We start from the raw sequence: 19,949 nt of genomic DNA on the forward strand, positions 1-19,949 counted from the left end.
ACAAGCTGTTTTGTAGATTTCACTACATGAAAGTACTTTTCGATCATCAATCCTTTACAGGTGTATCATACGGAGGAGTTTCACGCTATTTTTTCGAATTGATGCGTTCCTTCACCAAGTGGTCAGACATTGAATTTGAATTATCGCTTCGATTATCCAATAACGAATACCTTGATCAGACCTCATTTAGTAGCCACTTACGCTACCGTAGTCTGGCACAGGTGCGGAATGTGCATAAAATTGCCTCAGTACTGAATCGACTATATAGCCTACAGCGTGTAAAAGCAGGAAAATTCGACGTTTTCCACCCTACCTATTACCATAAATATTTTTTAGACGCTATTGGTAAAAAACCGTTTGTGCTGACATTTCACGATGCCACAAGCGAACGATATGGCAAGCAGTATCCGGAAGTAGGCGAAGGGCTGTACGAACTCAAAAAACAACTCATGCGCCGGGCCGATAGTATTATCTCGGTCTCGGAGTTTTCTAAACAGGAAATCCTGCGCTTCTTTCCAATAGAACCGGAAAAAATAAAAGTAATTCCGCTGGGCACTACTCTTGGGGAATCGATTTCAACGGATAAGCTTTTGCCCCCCCTGGCAGCACCCTATTTGCTCTATGTGGGCAAACGTGGGTTATACAAAAACTTCGATGGTTTCTTTCGGGCAGCCCAACCTGTACTGCATCGACATCCTGATTTGCACATTATTTGTGCAGGCGGTGGAGCCTTCAATCAGCATGAACAAGGATTGTTTTATGCGGCCGGTCTCACCGGCCGCATGCATTATCGCCCTGTAGACGATACCAGTTTGTTAGCTCTTTATAAGTACGCCCGTGCTTTCGTTTTTCCATCACTAAATGAAGGTTTTGGCATCCCGGTGCTGGAAGCTTTTAGCGGTGGCTGCGCTGCTGTATTAAGCAACCGGAGTTCGCTACCCGAAGTAGGCGCAGACGCTGCGTTATATTTTGATCCTGAAAATGATGACTCTATTGCCGATGCCATCGAACGTATTGTGACCGACGACGCACTCAATGCAGAACTTCGCCAGAAAGGTACACAGCGACTGCTCGACTTTTCGTGCGATAAAACGGCCTCCCAAACGCTGGAGGTTTATCAATCCCTCTGCTAACCGAAAGCATGCTTCATTCGTCTAAAACACTCCGTACATTCGTCACTCAGCCTTATTCTCCTTCGGCAGTTACTACGGTCGATCAAAAAAAGTATCCAAAACTAACCATTGTCACGCCTTCCTATAATCAACAACAATACCTGGAGCGCACCATTTTAAGCGTACTCAATCAGCATTACCCCAATCTTGAATACTTTATTATGGATGGTGGGTCGACGGATGGGAGTCTTGAGATCATAAAAAAATACGAGCCTTATCTGGCAGGTTGGGTAAGTGAAAAAGATGGGGGCCAGACCGACGCTATTAACAAGGGATTCAGACGCGCAACGGGCGATTATGTTGCCTTTCAGAACTCTGATGATGTCTTTGCACCTGATGCTTTAAACCGATTGGCAGAGGCCTGGAGAAAAACGCCTGATAGCGATGTTTTTTTCGGCGATCTGTACATTATGGATGAGGATGACGTTATTCTGGAAGAGATGCGAGCCCCAACGTTTTGTGTCGAGTGTCAAATTTACGAAGGCATGCAGGTTTTTAATCAATCTCTTTTCATTCGACGCGACCGCCTGACACAGTTTGGTTTGCTGGATGAAAGCCTTCGATTCGTCATCGATTACGAAATTGTGACCCGCTTGGGTGTACAGCCAGGGATTAATTTTCGACATGTTAATGGATTTTGGGGCGGTTTTCGCGTTCAGCCTGATGCTAAATCATCGACCATTGCCAGTACAGTGGGACTTCAGGAGCACAAACTGGTGAAAAGTAAATACCAACCCCTGTTAAAGTCATCATTGGGAAAATCGTTCTGGGAGCGTTACTGTCGATTACGTAAACTAGTTGCCTTTGTCCTGCAAGGAGAGTTTGGCTATGTCTGGCATAGGATACGCTTGAATAAGCCCAAACAGTGATCTCGGTATAATTTTTTGTAAGTAAGAAACCTTTACATAACTAACCATAACAAGTAAGTATAAATGGCCAATTTCATTCGCTTTGTGCAGACACTCGACTATATGCGGATGGTTGTCGGTATCTGTATTGTCGTGAATGGTTATCCCCTGATTTTTTTCTTCCGGGAAACCATGAAACTCGCGCCGGGTAGTACAGTCTTTACAGCTGTTGTGTTAGCAGGCGGATTAGTGCTGATGATTCCGTTCACGGTATTGCGTCGATTATACCGGCCCAATATGACTATGCTCTGGATGGGTGTCAGTTTCCTGCTGCTGATCATTTTCTATATGTTCTTTTTTAATGGAGTTCCCGGATTTGAGGATTCAGGGCGGGACATGATCTATTTTGCTTATGTCCTGATTTTCCTGTTTTTGCTTATCAACATACCAAACGATATCATCAGGGTATTCATCCCGATTGTTGTTCTGTTCACGCTGGTATCTAATCTGGGCTTGATTTACGCGTTAATAACAGATCCCACCTGGGCTATCGGCCAGCGGGCAACCATTACCCTTAACAATGGGGATGAGGGCTCAGGAAACCCACATGCATTTTCACGCAACGCCTTTATTGGTGTTGTGGCCTGTGCCATTGGCTTGTTCCGTCCTCAAACGAACATATTTTTCAAACTGCTCTGTTTTTTCGCTGGCTTAGTAAATATCGCTGTGCTTGTGCTTACACAGACCAGATCAGCTATTGTTGCTCTGATTCTTGCCGTGATTTTGTTCATGTATTTCAATGTCCGGCCGGCTCAAATCAGGATTGCTGTTCGAGGTCTTGTCAAGCCCGTTCCTATTTTCATTATGGCCGTGGGTTTTTTAGGTGTCATCTATTTTTTCCAGCGGTACTTTACAGCCTATTTAATTCTCTATGATTACGTAACCAGCTTTATGACTCGTAATCTGGAAAACGTATATGCACTTCTGGGAATGAAAGCTCAGGGCGTTGATTATAACGCGGTTTTAGATGATTCGGCAGCTAACCGTTCAGTAAGCGGAATTTTCCTTCGTAACGTTTTATATGGTCACCTGCACATGCTCATATTGGGCTATGGATACAAGTATTTATATCTGGATGTCCCGCTGATGGAGGCATTCACCAATCATGGTATCCTTGGCCTGGTGTTGTTTGGCGGCATTAACGCATTAGCTTTCTATCATGCAATACGAACAATGCGGACAAACCCGAATGATTTAAGCACTTTTCTGGCCTATTTTTATCTACTTATCTTCGTACAGTTGTTTACCAACGGACGACCCAATGAAATCTCCTTCTGGTTTCCGCTATCGCTGATGATTCGGTTCATAGGCGTAGATCATTTATTTCCAGCTTACCTATCCACGGCATCGCCCAGTCAAAACACTGGGCAGCTTGTTGTTGTACCTACCCAACCAGTCTAGCAGGATGCGTATCCTCATTGTCCACAATCTGCTATGGGCCCATTATAAAGCCAGTGTATTTCAGGCCTTACAACACCTGGTCGACCAACAGCCCGACCTTTCCATCCGGGTCTTACAGATTGCCCGTAATGAACGATCCCGAGCCAGCCTGGAAACAGCGACCGATGCCGACACCCCCACCTACACCTACCAGTACGAGTTGCTCTTCGACCGATTCCTGGAAGACATCAGCCTGACCGAACGGGCTCAGGCCCTGCTCCGACACGCCAGAGCTTACAAACCTGACGTCATTAATCTAACGGGCTACTACGACCCCGCTCAACTGCTGCTGTTGGCCTGGGCCAAGCTCAATGGCATCCGGGTGGTGATGCAAAACGAAAGCACAGCCGCCGACCACCAGCGCAGCGGCTGGAAAGAACTCTTTAAGCGCAGTGTATTTCGGGCTTGCGACGGCTTCTTCTGCTTCGGCAGCCAGTCGGCCGATTACCTCATCCAGTTGGGTGTACCGCCAGCCAAGATCCTGCTGCGTAAAAATGCGGTGGATAATGAAGCCCTTCGGGCGGTTTATGAGCAGACTTTGCCAAACCGCACCCGCTTGCAGCAAAGTCTGCACTTACAGACCAACAACTTTGTTTTTGTGGGTCGGTTAATCGAAGTAAAGAACCTGCCAATGCTGCTAAATGCCTTTGCCGAGGCCCTCAAGCGCTCGGTCAATGCCTTGAACTGGGGCTTGATTTTGTTGGGCGATGGTGACCAATGGGCCGAGCTGAGTCAGCAGATTGGGTCTCTGAAGCTAACCGACCGGGTCACCCTTTTACCAGGCAGACCCTGGTTCCGGGTGCCGGAAGTGTTGGCCCTGAGCAATGTACTCGTACTACCGAGCCGTTCAGAACCTTGGGGTCTGGTGGTCAATGAAGCGATGGTGTGCGGCCTGCCAGTAATTGTTTCCGAGCGGTGCGGGTGCGTTCAGGACCTGGTTCACCCTGACGAAACCGGTTTTGTGTTCGACCCCGAAGAACCCGACAAGCTCACACAACTGATGGTTAAGTTTATGGATGATTTGGTCGATACCCAACGGATGGCTTATTACGCTCAGCAGTACATTGCCCCATATGCACCCGATGTTGTCGCACAGGAAATGCTTGATGGCTTTCGCGAAATCACTAATTAATTAGTTATTTCGCATATATATGCGAATTTTAAATATTTGTGCTTACACCTGGCAAGCGGGTGGCCCACCCAAGATTATTGCTGATCATACAGAAGTCGTTCTACGCTATGGGCATCAGGTGGATATTCTTAGCCCCATTTCTCCCGGCGAAAAGCCTTATTCTTTGCCTACTGGTGCACGGTTAATTCTGTGTCAGCGGACTCCGGTTGTGAGCCGTTTCTTTCGTGAATTCTCGGTTGAGTTATATCAGTTTCTTAGTCAACATGCGCACGAATATGATATTATTCATTGCCACGGCCTGTGGCATTTTGGCGTGTTGGCGCCTTTCATGATCGACCGCACTGTAGCCAAGGTAATAACGATTCATGGTGTGCTGGATCGGTGGGTATATGCGCACAATAACTGGAAGAAAAAGATAATGGATACGCTTGCCCAAAAAGCGTATTTAGACCGGGCGGATTTGGTTCAAATAAATAATACCGACGAGCGGGAAGACATACTTCGTTATCTCGGACACCCTCATCCAAACACGGTTATTATCCCGAATGGGGTAAAAATGAGTGATTTTACAGACCTACCGCCAAAAGGTAGTTTTCGCCAGAAATTTAATCTACCTCTCGACAAGAAATTAGTCTTGTTTATGAGCCGCCTGAATGCGAAAAAGGGCCTTGATCTGCTTTTGCCCGGTTTTCGGGAATATGTTCGTCAATATCCCGATACGGTTTTGGCTTTGGCTGGTTCCGATGATGGGTATGAAGCAACGGCCCGTCAATTTATTGCGCAACACAACCTCAGTGAGTCCATTCGGCTGGTTGGCATGTTAACGGGAGATGATAAAAAAGCGGCTCTGGCCGACGCCGATTTATTTACACTCCCCTCCTATTCAGAAGGTTTTTCGATGGCGGTGCTCGAAGCAATGGCTACCGGCACACCAGCCCTCGTGTCGGACAGGGTTGGATTTGGCGAAGCGATCCGGGAACACGAAGCCGCTGGATTGCTGGACAGTTTAACACCAGAAAGCGTTCGGGCTGGGCTGGAGAAGTTACTTGGCGACGATAAACTGCGCCAGCGTTTAGCTGCAAATGCAACAGCACTCGTGCAGAAACGGTATAATATTGATGTTGTTGCTAAACAACTTCTGGACGAATACACCAAAATTGTTCGACCCAAATCATAAACGTATACTACAAGGTAACTACGTCGACCGAATTGACTTTTGACCGAAGCTGGTAGTTTGTCGGGTATATCTGTTTTTTGGCTCCATCTATAATCAAGACATAGACCGTATAAACCTGATTATCCTGAATAAATCCGTTAGATATAGTGGCGGAAAACCCATTTGCGTAATAGTTTTTCCCAAGCGAAAAAAGAAAATTTTTTAATGAATAGCGATTCTGTTTTGTCGGAAGCATGTGCTGTTGCTTTTCGCTTTTCAATATAATATATGCACCATCCTGTTTTCCTATATTTCGAGTATATGAATCATTCGTAAATACAAGTGTATGTCCGCCAACCTGCTCAACAGCTAATTGAAATTTTTCAGTTGCTTTCTCATAAGGCTCATCAAAAAAATAATGATCAGGTAGCTCATAAACACCTGTTCGGATAGCGCGAACAGTAACCGAGTCGACGGGGCCCCGCATGTTCATGTAAATAGGTGTACTGGGTATTGATCGGTTTCGCTGCCAACCGTATATATCCGTGTATCTTTCCTTATAATAATAGTCGAGCGGAGCTACATATTGGAAATAACTAAATAGAAAAAGAGCAAAACTTAGCCCCAGCCATACTTTACTATACAACTTATTTTTTTTATCATCCAGCTTACTGGATACCAGTAAAATAACAAATATCAACCAGATGAACCCAATGTATTTATATCGACTGATTAGTACTGCATTAGTCCCATCCAATGCCCGGCCTACCGCAAAAGCCAGCATAGTGATAGTTAAGTGAATAATTCCTCCCCATAGTGTAATCTCCCATCTTGGATAATTCCTTACAGAGCCAGAAAAGGCAGATTTAACAAGCACAAACCCATAATAAATAACCACGATGCCCAGTATAAAGCCAACTGTAACAATCAATCCAATACGCATCCAAGGGGGTAAAACAGTGCTCAAATCGAAAGATAAACCACTGAAAACCAGTAGATTTTTAAAAATCAGGCCTGGATATTGAATGTTATCAGATAATTTAGGTCTGAAGGCAGGAATAGTGAGGTTGTGATAATAAAGCAATACAATACCGCCAATAAGCAGCACCCAGATACCTGTATCTTTCCAGCGGTGTTGAAGTAGTAGAAGCAGAACGCCAACCGGTAAAATAAATGTACCGTTTACATCACTGAGAATAGAGCCAACTGCAAAAAGTAAAGCTAGTGAAAAATGTTTGAGCTTACTTGAAAAGAGATGATAAGAAGATAAGAATGCTAAAAAATAAATAACAATTTGTTGAAATGGAATAATAGCCCAAAAGATGGCTTCGTAGTATTGAATGGTAAATAATAAAAGGGCACTACTAAGCAAAAGAGCAATCGGCAGTTTTGCATCTCGAATGATTGAGTAGAACAAATAAAATATACCGACAAGGGAAAGTAAGCCAAAAAACATCTGAATTCTTAAATCCAAATGCCCATTAAGCAAATAAACACTGATAGCCGCAATTCGATCAACAACGATACGACGTTCATCATCCTGCGTCCAGAGAATTTCAACTAATGAAGACCAGGAAAAATGGGTTAACTGAGCAAATTTGGTAACAGGTTCCAGCAGTCCATCATAATCATCCTGAAAAGGAATATTGCTGACAAATTGAAAAAAAGTATAGAAAAAAATAAGAATAGGAACACTCGATAGTATAATTATTCCTCTACGACTAATCGTGTTTCCTAATGAAGCTGTCGCCATTCTAGTAAATACCAATGATAGGTTTATGTAAAGAAGCTTACATAAACAAGCAGATGATGTTAGTAAGGAAGTTATTAAACGTCTCGTTTCACTACGCTCGTCCAATCTACCTGCCGGTCGGCTTCAGATAGGTCTACGAATGGAAACTCAAGCAACAATTTCTTCAATTTAGGCAGGCAGTTCTCAAGGCCATAGTACGACTTAAATTGTCGCGCCCGACTCAAACCGGGAATCATAGGCTGTCCGGCATCGAAGTCGCGCGGATGAAAATAGGTCATTACGTAGTCCGAACGTCGCATAAAGCCCTTGATGACTTTGTACGGAAACAACCTGAAATACCCACCACCCGAAAATATCAGGTCCTGCCCAAACACCGCAGCCGTATTGATCGGAAATTCTTTCAATAAAGTACCTCCCACATTCAGATATCCGGGTTCAAACATGTTCAATGAGGCATCACCCCCATGCGAGCGCCGGGCCGAAAATACAGAGCAATCAATGTCAATCCCTTGCTCAAGTAAAATTGGAAATACCCAACGGTTATATTCCTTAATCGAAAAACCCGGTGCCCGATACGAGCGCACCTTTTTTCCGGTCAAATCCTGTAAATGTTTAATGGATCGTTCCAGATCAGTCTGAAACTCAGCGGGCGTTTGTTCATAGGCCAATTGGTGGGCATATGAATGGGTAGCAATTTCATAACCCGCAGCGTCAATTCGCCGAATAACGTCAGGATGTTTATCGGCAACCCAACCCAGACAAAAGAAGGTTGCCCGGCTTTTAGTATCGTCCAATAGCTGGAAAATACGATCCATATTCTGGTATATCCGGCTCTCGTACTGACCCCAATCAGCTTCTGTACGGGTTGAAGCATTGTCCAGAATATGAAACCACTCTTCAATATCGAACGTAAGAATATTCATTTGTTTACTAACTCATTAATAAAACCGTTTTCCAGCCCCCAAAAAGGCTTTTACATCGTCGCGGGTAGGAAACGTGAAGTAGGTCATCTGGCTTGCATCATTCTCGATTAACTCATACTTGCCTGTATGAACCTTCTCGATAGCCTCCAGGATTGAATCCATTCCTATCTTTTTTGTAACATCAATCAGCTCGGCCTGCGTCATGTTGCCAATCTCAAGCTTATGCTGGACCAGAATTGGGCCATTGTCGATGCCTTCGTCGACAAAAAATACAGAGACGCCCGTATGAGTTTCGTTATTTTTCAAAACCCAGAACGAAGGCATTAAGCCTCTGTACTTGGGTAATAATGCCGTATGCAGATTAACGCAGCCATGCGTGGCAACATCCAGTAGCTTCTGCTTGAAAATTTGATTGCCTGCAATGGAAAGAAACAAGTCTGGCTTATATTCCCTTAGCTTCTCCAGGTTTTCATCTTTGTTGATGTTACCATCAATATGAATCAGCGGAATATTCCGATCAGCCAGAACCTTCCGAACGTTATTGCGACTATCTAATTTTGACGCTACGAATTTGAATCCATAGCGGACGAAAAAGGGAAAGCCAAAGATATTATAGGTCTTTTTGATTTTCTCCCCGAAGCTTTCCCGTTTGCCAAAGGGCGATACATCGAATACCACTGTTGCCACAACTTCGGCATAAGGCGGTAAGTTTTTGAGTAAATAGTCAATATTACGAGCGAGGTAGAACGGGTCATCCTGCGTAAGAATCACAAGGCGCATAAACTGTTAGCTAGCGTTAAAGCAACAAAACTACGTATTCCGGCCGGAAAGCCAGTACTCGTTTGTCAGCGAATGATCACTTTTCGACGGAGTACTTGCCCATCGGCAGTTTGTAGATCGGCTATATAGATTCCAGACGCCAGATTATCCAGCGATACAGAAAGTGTTTTTTGAGCACGCCCACGCCAGCTTTTTACGGTTTGCCCAAGTAGATCGCGCATCGTTAACTCGGTGAAGGTCACAAGGTCAGCCTCCACATGCAGTGTACGATCTGATGCCAGTGGGTTTGGATATAGCTGTACAACAGGTGCGGTTGGTTCCGCACCCAGCACCAGCGGGCGTGCACTAATCAGGTTGCTATACGTCGATTCCGATGTTGCGCTTGTAGCCCTTAGCCGATAATAATACGTACCAAACATATTGGGCAGATTGGTATCTGTAAATGTGGCAACTGTTCCGTTTAGCGATGCAATCTGTTTGAACGTAGTTGGGGTATCATCTGCCCGCTCCAGAAACTGGACCTGTCCACCAGCAGAAGCAGTCCAGTTCAATTGAATTTGATTTTCGGAAATAGGTTTTGCTGCCAGATTTGTTACGCGGGGAATGGCATCGGCAATTGACACGTTGTCGAAGGAGAAAGCACGCATTCCCCGTGTATTTCGAAGCGTGGGGCCATCATAAAATGGAGATGCGGCATCAGAAAAGTAAGCAGGAAGGTACCGAAGCTTCGTAGCCGTCGATGTCTGTTTCAAACCAAGTGTTACTCGGTTCCCGCTGGCCGATCCGCCAGCTAACAAACTCGCTTTCCCATCCAGATAAAAGTAATCTTTCAGCTCCCTACGAGCGATTATAGCTCCTGTTGCAAAATTATAGAAGGTGGTATCGTTCTTCCAGACCATCTGCATCTGATCATCATATACCAATGTGATCGAATCTTTCCGAAGATTATAAAACGATTTCTTAACGTCGGGCGAGTTAATTTGAAGGGTATCTGTTGACCCGTAAATGTCTCTGGCCAGAAGCCGGAATTGTTCGAAAGCCAGTTGTTGGTGCGCTTTCCCTGTGTAGTGTACTCCATCATAGCCTGGCGTCCCGACGGTTGCAACAGATTCTACGTTATTGAACAGGTATTTCGTACGCCGTTGAAAATCGCGCAGAGCAGCTGCTTCTTCCTCTACGTTAGCCAGAATATTGATCTGCCCTACATAGATGCGGGCATTACCGTAATCTTCTCTAAACTGATTGTAGAGCGTTGTAAATTTAGCGCCATAGTTTTCTGGCCCACTCCCTGCCTCTTCTTCGCCCTGTTTCCAGATAATGGCTTTCACCTGTTTGGCAACGCCCGCCCATCGCGCCCGATTCAGCAGGTCGCCATAAAATGTGATTGGATTCGCGTGGTTGATCGGATCACGAACTGTTAGCGCTGTAATTGACGTCCCTCCCTGACCACCATTCATAAAACAGGTTGGAATGCCATAGTTTTCCAGAATAAGTCGTTGTAATGTCAGACCGAAACCGCCCACACTGGCAAATGGCTGCTTAGCCGGATACCAACTCATTTGACTCGGAGACCCGAGGTAAGGGTAAGAAACGTTGCGCAGGTATTTATCGTTAAAATTAAATGAGTACAATTCGTCGAAGTTTGACAGAGCCAATGCATTTGATTGCCCGTCTATAATATAAACATCACCGCAAACGATATGCTTGGGATTTGCAACTTGCGTTGAATCGGCACCTTTATAGATAAATACCTTGAAGGAGTAGTCAGCGCGTTCGGCCCTGATAGTCGACGCCAAGTTGAATACGGCTGAACTATCCTTAGGATCAAGCGATTGAGTATTAACCTTTATGAGTGAATCTTCTCTAAATAGTTGTAGGCCAATTTTAGTGTAACCCTTCGCATTCATTTTACCGCTTACTGTCACTACGGCCTGATTAGTGGCATCTCGCGGGTATAGTTGAAGATCACGGGGTAACTGCTGAAAAATAATTTGGCCAGATACAGAGAAATAGTACAAAAACAATATCACTACTAAGTAAAGTCGCTTCATCGGCTTTGTTGGATATAAAAAAAGTTATAATATTGCATGTTAAAGAAAACACACAATCTACAGGTAAAAATATAGCCTTTACGCAAATAAGTGAAATAAACGGCATTTATTGCGAAAATGGCAACATTAAGTATGACCGACGTATCCGTCATCATTCTGACACACAACGAGGAAAAGCACATTACCCGTTGCTTACAGAGTCTTCATCCATTCACGAATAAAATATTCATTGTCGATTCGTTTTCAACCGACAAAACCGTTGAGATAGCTCGATCACTCGGTGCTACGGTGGTTCAAAATGCCTGGGTAAATTACGCAACTCAATACAACTTTGGTATTGAGCACACTCCCTTTGAAACAACCTGGCTCATGCGTATGGATGCCGACGAGTATGTGATGTCCGATTTAGCCGATGAAATCAATCTACGGCTCTCTGGCATCCCGGCTACAGTTGGGGGTATTTACGTTAAACGTCGGGTCTTTTTCCTGAATCGCTGGATGCGTCATGGGGGGTTCTATCCAATTTGGTTACTCCGGCTCTGGCGACGGGGCGATGGCTTTTGTGAACAGGTTTGGCACGATGAACACATTAAACTGACTAAGGGTGAATCGATCCAGTTTTCTCATGATATTGTCGATCACAACCTTAACAACCTCACCTGGTGGACGCAAAAGCACAATCATTACACCATTTTGGAAATGATTAATCTGCTAAACTACCGCTATAAGTTCGATCAGGCCGAAACGGTTGAAGCCCGATTTTTTGGAACACAGGACCAGCGCATGCGGTATTTAAAAGAAATGTATGCTTCGCTGCCCTTGTTCACGCGACCAGTTTTATATTTCATTTATCGCTACTTTGTTCGAATGGGGTTTCTGGACGGGCGAGCAGGCTTCGCCTGGTGTTTTCTACAGGCACTTTGGTATCGCTTTCTGGTCGATGCCAAGCTGATGGAGGTTAACATTCGTGTTGGCAATGACAGAGACGCAATTATCAACTATTTCAGAACGGAGTATGGCAAAGATATCAGACCCAAACAACCCGAACAGGTTGGTCAGTCATGAACCAAAAATAGATCCACCATTGGAATCAGTTTTTCAGGGTCAAACTGATTTCTCCCAATTTAATATAAGTTGGTACAACCCTGGCCCACGGTGGAAATTAATACTGTGGTTTTTGACAAGCTCGATTTTTATAAATACTTATTTGCCAATCCCAATTTCCCTTAAAGTAATTGTGCTTCGGCTATTCGGGGCCAAGATCGGGAAGAAGTTTGTCATTAAACCTGGCGTAAATATTAAATACCCTTGGTTACTTCAGGTAGAAAACGAAGTCTGGATAGGTGAACAAGTTTGGATTGACAATTTAAGCGAAGTTCGGATTGGTAGTAATGTTTGCCTCTCCCAAGGCGCCATGTTGCTGACCGGCAATCATGACTATAGCCGATCAACATTCGATTTGACAACACAGCCTATAACCATAGCTGATGGTGTTTGGATTGGAGCCAAAGCGGTGGTTTGTGCAGGCGTTCATTGCGAATCGCATGCCGTTCTGGCTGTCAATTCGGTGGCCACACGCTCATTGGATGCGTATGGTATTTATCAGGGAAATCCGGCCGTTTGGGTCCGACAACGAAACATTAGGGCGTGAAAGTATCGATAATAACTGTTGTTTATAATGGCTCGGAATTCATTCGGGATTGCATCGAATCTATTCTGAATCAGACGTATGCAAATATTGAATACATCATAGTCGATGGGCAATCGACAGACGGAACGGTTGACATCGTAAAATCGTACGGCACGAAAGTTGCCCGCTTTATATCGGAACCCGACAAAGGTTTGTATGATGCCATGAATAAAGGTATTCAAATGGCCACTGGTGATGTAATTGGTTTATTAAATGCCGATGATTTTTACCGCCATGACCTCGTCATTGAAAACATGGTCGCTACATTCGAAAAAACGGAAAGCGATGCCGTTTATGGCGATATGCTGTATGTTGACCGGCTCGACACCAAAAAACTCAAACGGTACTGGCGGTCGGGTTGGTACAGTGAGAATGCATTTTTATGGGGCTGGATGCCCGGTCACCTGTCATTTTTTGCCAAGCGATGGCTATATGATGCGTACGGATTATTTCGACTCGATATGAAAAGTGCCGCCGACTACGAGTTGATGTTACGATTTATTCATAAAAACAAGGCCAGACTTGCTTACATGAATGAAGTGACAATCGTTATGCGGGCAGGCGGAATTAGCAACAGCAGCGTTCAGAACCGCCTTCGCGCTAATCGGGAGGATCAATTGGCGTGGCAGTTCAATGACGTAAAACCATATTTTTTTACATTCTGGCTCAAGCCTTTACGAAAAATAAAGCAATACATTAGCAAACCGCCTGCAATACTTACCAGGTAAACTAGACCGTTAAATCAGATTTTACCTTTTTCAATAAATAAACCCATAAACTTTACGCTTCTTGACACCCCAAATTGGGTAGCCAGTTTCAAGTTAAGTAGCGTAATTACTGAGCGTTCCACCAGGCTCAGCAAAATTAGCCGCCTTAAACGACCCGCCTTATGAATATTGATTTATTGATTGCATACCTGCAAAATAAATTCAATGATGAGCCATTCACGTTTGGCTTATATCAATGTATTCTCTCCTTTTTAGTTGCCTGTTTTGTGGCTGTTGTGGCTATTCCGGTCATTATCAAAATTTCGGAGTTGAAATCATTGATGGAGAAGCCCGGCGCTCGTCGTTCACACTCTACCCCAACCCCAACCTTTGGTGGTATTGCCATTTATGCGGGTATTCTTATTGCTTATTTTTTGTGGCCCAGTATTGACCAAACGGATATTTACAGTACCAATTTATCAATTGCGGGGATGACTATCCTCTTCTTTATTGGCATCAAAGATGATCTGGTAGGTATCGACCCTGCAAAGAAACTTATGTTTCAGGTGCTTGCGGCTATGATCCTTATCCTATTCGGTGACCTGCGCGTTGATTACCTGTATGGCATCATGGGCTTTCATCATATAGCACCCTTTATCAGTATTATTTTGACTTGCTTTATCTTCATTGCCCTCACTAATGCCATTAATCTTATTGACGGCATCGACGGTTTGGCGGGAGGTATCGCCACAATCGCCAGCGCTACATTCGGCGGCTGGTTTCTCTTGACAAGTCACTTTACAATGGCTTGCCTGGCCTTCACGCTGGCGGGTGCTTTATTGGGCTTTCTAAGGTTCAACTTCTCCAAAACCAGCAAGATTTTCATGGGCAATACAGGCTCGCTGATTATTGGCTTCCTGCTCGCTTTTTTCGCCGTTCGGTTCGTTAGCCTGAACGCAGCTTACCGGTATGAGCCCACTGCCTTTTTCAATGCGCCTATTATTGCCATTGTGATTCTGATCGTACCAATTTTCGACACGTTACGGGTATTTTTAGTCAGAATATTAGCGGGCAAGTCCCCCTTCTCTGCCGACCGTAATCACATGCATCATATTTTGTTAGATAATGGCCTGTCGCACGCTAGTGCAACGGCAGTGCTTTGCGGTATATCTTTATTTAATACGGTTCTGTTTTTGTTTCTACACCGAAACATATCGAATACCCTATCCTTAATTATCCTGGGTTTCCTGTTTTGTTCATATATGGTGGTAAGCTTCACACTCAAAATGCGGGTCATGTATGTGTCAACGCATCCGCGTCGACGAAAAGCCGTTTTACGGCGGGAGTTACAAAGCGGTATTGTTGGCCGTCGTATTATTGATTATCTATAAGTCCCGATTTCTTCTAACAAAAAGGGCCGCCAATTGACTGGCGGTCCTTTTTGTTAGAAGAAATCGTATCAGGATAACACCTCTTTCTTTTCAATTCCTTCTGGCTGACCTTCGAGTACACTCTTAGCTTTCTTTACTACATTTTCGACAGTGAAGCCAAAATACGCCATAACTTCCTCGCCAGGGCCAGACAGGCCAAAGCGGTTCATACTAAGCGTTGTGCCCTCATCGGTAACGTATTTGTGCCAGCCAATTGGCGACCCCATTTCTACAGCTAATCGCTTCTTGATAGTAGGCGGTAGCACCTCGTGCTGATACGCCCGATCCTGTTGTTCGAACAACTCCCAGGAAGGCATGCTAACGACGCGAGCCTCAATACCCTGCTTCTTCAGTTCTGCCTGTGCCGCCAGCACCAGCGACACCTCCGAACCCGTTGCAATCAAAATCAGTTGAGGGGTGCCCTCCGATTCACTCAAAACATAGGCCCCTTTTTCGAGTCCGCGCGCTGAACCGTATTTGTTCTGGTCGATAACGGGTAGCTTTTGTCGGGAAAGAATGAGTACGACTGGGCTCTTTGGTTGTTGCATGGCCACACGCCAGGCTTCGACGGTTTCATTGGCATCAGCGGGGCGAATGACAACGATATTAGGAATCGTTCGCAGCGAAACATATTGCTCGACGGGCTGGTGCGTTGGGCCATCTTCGCCCAACCCAATACTATCGTGCGTGAATACGAATGTTGCCGCCGATTCGGCCAATGCTGTTAGGCGGATTGCTCCACGCATGTAATCAGAGAAGTTAAGGAATGTACCGCCGTAGGGATGGACTCCACCATGTTGCGCCATGCCATTGAGGGCAGCACCCATTGCATGTTCACGAACACCAAACCAGATATTTGAATTGCCATAATGACCAGGCTGAAAACTAACATCGCCTTTGGTTGGCATATCGTTCGACGAAGCCAGATCGGCCGAGCCACCAAAGAGATAGGGCACTCGCTTTTTCAAGGCTTCCAGCGCCTTTCCAGAGGCTTGCCGGGTTGCCAGTGGGCCATCAGCGGGGGCAAACGTAGGAAGGTCGGCTTCCCAATCCTGAGGAAGTTTTCCGGCAAATGAGTTGGTAAAAACTTCAGCCTCCTCCGCAAATTGGCTTTTGTACGAGCCAAAGCGCTTTTGCCAATCGCGTTGCAGAACGGCTCCCTGTTTTCCTGCCTCGAGCAAATGGGATTTTACTTCATCGGGTACCACGAATGACTTATCAGGGTCCCAGCCATAAAACTCTTTGGTTTTTCTTACGTTTTCTTCACCCAGTGGACTGCCGTGCACTTTACTGGTTCCTTCTTGCGGACTACCAAAGCCAATAATTGTACGCACGGCTATAATTGACGGACGCTCAGTTTCGGCTTGAGCTGCCCGAATAGCTGCGTCGATAGCATCGAGGTCATTGCCATCGGCGACATGCTGTGTGTGCCAGCCATACGCATCAAAACGAGCCATGCGATCTTCGGTAAAAGCCAGGTTTGTAGGCCCATCCAGCGAGATAAGATTATCGTCGTACAAGTAGATAAGCTTACCCAGTTTTAGGTGACCCGCCAACGAAGCTGCTTCGGAAGCAATACCTTCCATCAAATCACCGTCACTAACGATTGAGTAGGTGTAATGATCCATCACGGTATGCCCTTCCCGATTATACGTAGCCGCCAGAAACGCTTCGGCCATAGCCATACCCACTCCGTTGGCAAACCCCTGACCCAGCGGGCCCGTAGTTACTTCAACGCCCGGTGTTAAATTCGACTCGGGGTGGCCCGGCGTTCGGGAATGAAGCTGGCGAAAACTCTTCAGATCATCGAGAGTCAGATCATACCCATACAGATGTAGCAGGCTGTACAACAAGGCCGAACCATGTCCGGCCGACAATACGAACCGATCCCGATCAGGCCAGTGTGGGTCTTTGGGATTGAAACGCAGAAAGCGCGACCAGAGTACATACGCCATTGGCGCAGCACCAAGCGGTAAACCTGGATGGCCTGAGTTAGCTTTCTGAACAGCATCTACCGATAGAAGTCGGATCGTATCAATACTGAGTTGGTCGAGATCAACTGTTTTAGTAGTCATAAGGAAAGAAGGCAAACATTGAAAATTAACACTGATTTACTTAACCGCACTTAATAAAATGCCTGTGCATATAGACTAACTAGCAAAGGCAAAAAGAAGATTGAAAAAAAATTTCACTTCATTACATACATTTGAATATCAGTGATTTATATATTTTTTATTATCAAATAATTCTGGATTAACCTTATTAATTTTCGACCCGCCGGGATGATTAGCTGAATCAAACAGCGCAGATAAAACACTGAATCTTATAGCTTTTCAAAATATCCAGCCTTCCTAAAAAGCTAAATTGCTTATTTATTGTTTCTCTATAAACAAACTATACATTAACCATGAAATCGACTAGCGTCAAGAAAATCCACGACTTCGGTCAGAGTATCTGGCTGGATTTCATCGATCGTAAGAGTATGGACACCGGTGAGATCCAAAGGCTTATTGATCAGGATGGCATACGGGGAGTAACATCGAACCCCACTATTTTCGAGAAGGCCATTGGGGGTAGTTCCGATTATGACGAGGACATTCAGCGACTTGCTCATGAGGGTAAAAGCAATGAGGATATATTTTACGGTGTTGCTATCAGCGACATTCAACGGGCTGCCGATTTATTCAAACCGGTTTTTGATGAAGAAATCAAAGGAGCCGATGGCTACGTAAGTCTTGAGGTGTCTCCGCGTTTCGCCCACGATACAAACGCTACGATTGATCAGGCAAGAGCATTATGGAAGGCAGTGAACCGTGAAAATGTAATGATAAAAATACCTGGTACTGCCGCTGGATTGCCTGCTATTCGGCAGTGCATTAAGGAAGGTATTAACATCAACGTCACACTATTATTCGGTCTGGATCGATATGAAGCCGTTACGAATGCCTATTTGAGTGGTCTGGAAGATCGGGTTGCCCGCCAGGAGCCAATCAATCAAATTGCCTCTGTCGCCAGTTTTTTCCTAAGTCGAATTGACGTGCTGATTGATCCCATACTAGCTCAGAAGGGCTTGCAAAAATTCATGGGTGAAGTAGCCATTGCCTCGGCAAAAAAGGCCTACGAAATTTACAAAAGGGTGTTTAGCAGCGACCGGTTCAAGAAACTGGCCGAACAGGGTGCAACCCCACAACGGCCGTTATGGGCTAGTACCAGCAGCAAAAATCCTGCATTTACGGACACTAAATATGTAGAGGCATTAATTGGACCTAAAACCGTTAACACGCTGCCACTCGAAACAATAGACGCCTATCGGGATCACGGAAATCCGGCTTTTCGATTAGAAGATGATCTTGATAAAGCTAGTGAAGTCTTGAAACAACTCCAGGCAACTGGTATTGATCTTGATGAACTGACGCAAAAGCTGGAAGCCGATGGGGTTGAAAAATTTGTGACGTCGTATGATAAACTGCTAGCAACTATTGAGCAGCAACGGCACGAAATCGTACAAGGCCAATAACAAACATATATGTAAGGTAGAAACCTAGTCTGTCGGTCAATACGGTCTATCTATCGGTGTTTACAGCCTGTAAGTCTATTTTATTTTTATGAATGCCCAATCCTGTGCTCTTTTGTCTATCGACATAGAAGACTGTAAAAGGAAACAATTATTTTTAATAGATAGGAATAGGCACAAAGCCGGACTTATGGTCCGGCTTTTGTGTGAAGAAGCACCCCAAATCGACTTATTTAAGCCATGTCAACGCTTTCCCCCGCAATTGTATTTCAGCTTTGGGGGATACTAGCTTAATAAAACTATCTACCTGGCAATTGTTAAGTTGCACCCCGCTCGAATCCTCTACTATTGTTTGTAAGTTATGATAATAGTCTTCACCCAATATTGCGAAACTATTCTGGCTTGACGTCAGGGAGAAGGATTTCGAGCTGGTGATCTTATTTGTTCTCAGGCGACTCTTCTGAAGGGAAACAGCCATCGAATCCGCGATTAGTCCGGATAGGGTTAACCGTCCGTTTTCGAAGGAAAGTGTTTGTACAGTGGGTAATCGCAACACCAGAAGAACACGTAGCTCACGATCGGCATCGGCACGTGGTTCGTTTTGATAACCACTAAAATCTGGAGTGAAGGCTATAAATACGGTATCGCCCTGTTGATGCATACGATAATGCTTTATCTGCTCCGGGTCAATTAACGCATGCCCTTTAGTGTTAGCTTTTTCGATGATGATTTCACTGGTCGGCGTACCTTCAATGACCCAGTGTTTTGCTATTGGCAAAGTCCGCTGTTCGAACTGTTGATACGGATTTGTCCAGTCTATTTTATCGTACTGCTGCTTGAGCAGCATATCTGTGCCAATCATGCCTGTCAATGTTAGAATCGAAATGACGGCTAAGAGTATATGACTTGTTTTCATTGTGTGTTCGATATGGCGTTTACGTAATCATCATAACGTGTTTCGATCTCGCGCAGGTCAATCCCCAACAGAGTTAAGTTTTTGAAAAACTGGGGCAGGTCATTCTGCAAAAACTGCTCGCGTCGAAAGGACCGAATTCTGTCGCTGGCCTCCTCAGTGGGGAAATAACCGATACCTCGTTTGTTTGCAATGACACCTTGTTGGCTCAAAAACTCGTAGGTTCGCATGACCGTATTGGGGTTTACTTCCAGCTCTGCCGCCAACTCACGCACAGATGGGATCTTGTCTCCTACCGGCCAGTGGTTTAGCAGCACCTGTTCACTAACATGCTCGGCAATTTGCAGGTATATGGCTTGTTTATCTCGAAAATCCATAGG

General features: G+C 45.0%; 17 protein-coding genes. 10 read left to right on the forward strand and 7 right to left on the reverse strand.

All coding sequences use genetic code 11. The features are described from left to right. Positions 1 to 26: 26 nt before the first annotated feature. From CWM47_RS20265 to CWM47_RS20285, 5 genes are all read left to right on the forward strand, one after another. On the forward strand, positions 27 to 1,133 hold the full coding sequence (locus tag CWM47_RS20265; protein WP_100990016.1) for a glycosyltransferase family 4 protein: 1,107 nt from the start codon (positions 27 to 29) through the stop codon (positions 1,131 to 1,133). 8 nt (positions 1,134 to 1,141) lie between these two features. Continuing rightward, positions 1,142 to 2,041 carry a glycosyltransferase family 2 protein gene (locus tag CWM47_RS20270; protein ID WP_100990017.1) on the forward strand — a complete coding sequence of 300 codons (900 nt, stop codon included), beginning with the start codon at positions 1,142 to 1,144 and terminating at the stop codon, positions 2,039 to 2,041. A 63-nt stretch (positions 2,042 to 2,104) separates the two neighbouring features. Beyond that, positions 2,105 to 3,481, forward strand: a complete 1,377-nt coding sequence (locus CWM47_RS20275) for an O-antigen ligase family protein (RefSeq protein WP_100990018.1) — start codon at positions 2,105 to 2,107, stop codon at positions 3,479 to 3,481. Between the two features lie 4 nt (positions 3,482 to 3,485). After that, positions 3,486 to 4,652 carry a glycosyltransferase gene (locus CWM47_RS20280; protein WP_100990019.1) on the forward strand — a complete coding sequence of 389 codons (1,167 nt, stop codon included), beginning with the start codon at positions 3,486 to 3,488 and terminating at the stop codon, positions 4,650 to 4,652. A 19-nt stretch (positions 4,653 to 4,671) separates the two neighbouring features. After that, on the forward strand, positions 4,672 to 5,829 hold the full coding sequence (locus CWM47_RS20285; RefSeq protein ID WP_100990020.1) for a glycosyltransferase: 1,158 nt from the start codon (positions 4,672 to 4,674) through the stop codon (positions 5,827 to 5,829). A gap of 7 nt (positions 5,830 to 5,836) precedes the next feature. On the opposite strand, the gene CWM47_RS20290 is transcribed toward CWM47_RS20285, so the two are convergent. From CWM47_RS20290 to CWM47_RS20305, 4 genes are all read right to left on the reverse strand, one after another. Beyond that, a complete protein-coding gene (locus tag CWM47_RS20290; RefSeq protein ID WP_100990021.1) occupies positions 5,837 to 7,561 on the reverse strand; it encodes a hypothetical protein in 1,725 nt (574 codons plus the stop codon). Between the two features lie 74 nt (positions 7,562 to 7,635). After that, positions 7,636 to 8,484, reverse strand: coding sequence for a polysaccharide deacetylase family protein (locus tag CWM47_RS20295; protein ID WP_100990022.1), 849 nt, complete (start codon positions 8,482 to 8,484; stop codon positions 7,636 to 7,638). Between the two features lie 15 nt (positions 8,485 to 8,499). Beyond that, on the reverse strand, positions 8,500 to 9,264 hold the full coding sequence (locus tag CWM47_RS20300; RefSeq protein ID WP_100990023.1) for a methionyl-tRNA formyltransferase: 765 nt from the start codon (positions 9,262 to 9,264) through the stop codon (positions 8,500 to 8,502). Positions 9,265 to 9,329: 65 nt separating this feature from the next. Then, the gene (locus CWM47_RS20305; protein ID WP_100990024.1) at positions 9,330 to 11,315 is read right to left on the reverse strand and encodes a sialate O-acetylesterase; all 1,986 of its coding nucleotides are present in this window, start codon (positions 11,313 to 11,315) and stop codon (positions 9,330 to 9,332) included. Between the two features lie 132 nt (positions 11,316 to 11,447). On the opposite strand from CWM47_RS20305, the gene CWM47_RS20310 reads away from it, so the two are divergent. The 4 genes from CWM47_RS20310 (at position 11,448) to CWM47_RS20325 (ending at position 15,103) form a co-directional block, all read left to right on the forward strand. Further along, a complete protein-coding gene (locus CWM47_RS20310) occupies positions 11,448 to 12,380 on the forward strand; it encodes a glycosyltransferase family 2 protein (RefSeq protein WP_100990025.1) in 933 nt (310 codons plus the stop codon). Between the two features lie 19 nt (positions 12,381 to 12,399). Further along, positions 12,400 to 12,966: a WcaF family extracellular polysaccharide biosynthesis acetyltransferase gene (locus tag CWM47_RS20315; protein WP_240625366.1), complete on the forward strand. Its 567-nt coding sequence runs from the start codon at positions 12,400 to 12,402 to the stop codon at positions 12,964 to 12,966. Next, positions 12,963 to 13,733 (forward strand): glycosyltransferase family 2 protein, encoded by a 771-nt coding sequence (locus CWM47_RS20320; protein ID WP_100990027.1) that lies wholly within the window; start codon positions 12,963 to 12,965, stop codon positions 13,731 to 13,733. The genes CWM47_RS20315 and CWM47_RS20320 overlap by 4 nt, the downstream gene beginning before the upstream one ends. Positions 13,734 to 13,894: 161 nt before the next feature. Further along, entirely contained in the window at positions 13,895 to 15,103 is a 1,209-nt protein-coding gene (locus tag CWM47_RS20325) for a glycosyltransferase family 4 protein (protein WP_100990028.1), read from the forward strand. A 68-nt stretch (positions 15,104 to 15,171) separates the two neighbouring features. Here the strand turns inward: CWM47_RS20325 and tkt are convergent, their stop codons facing one another. After that, positions 15,172 to 17,217, reverse strand: a complete 2,046-nt coding sequence (tkt, locus tag CWM47_RS20330) for a transketolase (protein WP_100990029.1) — start codon at positions 17,215 to 17,217, stop codon at positions 15,172 to 15,174. A 332-nt stretch (positions 17,218 to 17,549) separates the two neighbouring features. On the opposite strand from tkt, the gene tal reads away from it, so the two are divergent. Then, positions 17,550 to 18,659 (forward strand): transaldolase, encoded by a 1,110-nt coding sequence (gene tal / locus CWM47_RS20335; protein WP_100990030.1) that lies wholly within the window; start codon positions 17,550 to 17,552, stop codon positions 18,657 to 18,659. A gap of 226 nt (positions 18,660 to 18,885) precedes the next feature. On the opposite strand, the gene CWM47_RS20340 is transcribed toward tal, so the two are convergent. Both CWM47_RS20340 and CWM47_RS20345 read right to left on the reverse strand, forming a co-directional pair. Beyond that, positions 18,886 to 19,572, reverse strand: coding sequence for a hypothetical protein (locus CWM47_RS20340; RefSeq protein ID WP_100990031.1), 687 nt, complete (start codon positions 19,570 to 19,572; stop codon positions 18,886 to 18,888). After that, positions 19,569 to 19,946, reverse strand: coding sequence for a GntR family transcriptional regulator (locus CWM47_RS20345; protein WP_100990032.1), 378 nt, complete (start codon positions 19,944 to 19,946; stop codon positions 19,569 to 19,571). Before CWM47_RS20345 ends, CWM47_RS20340 begins: the two co-directional genes overlap by 4 nt. Positions 19,947 to 19,949 lie beyond the last annotated feature (3 nt).

Origin of the sequence: Spirosoma pollinicola, from assembly GCF_002831565.1 — a bacterium.
GTDB classification, from domain to species: Bacteria; Bacteroidota; Bacteroidia; order Cytophagales; family Spirosomataceae; genus Spirosoma; species Spirosoma pollinicola.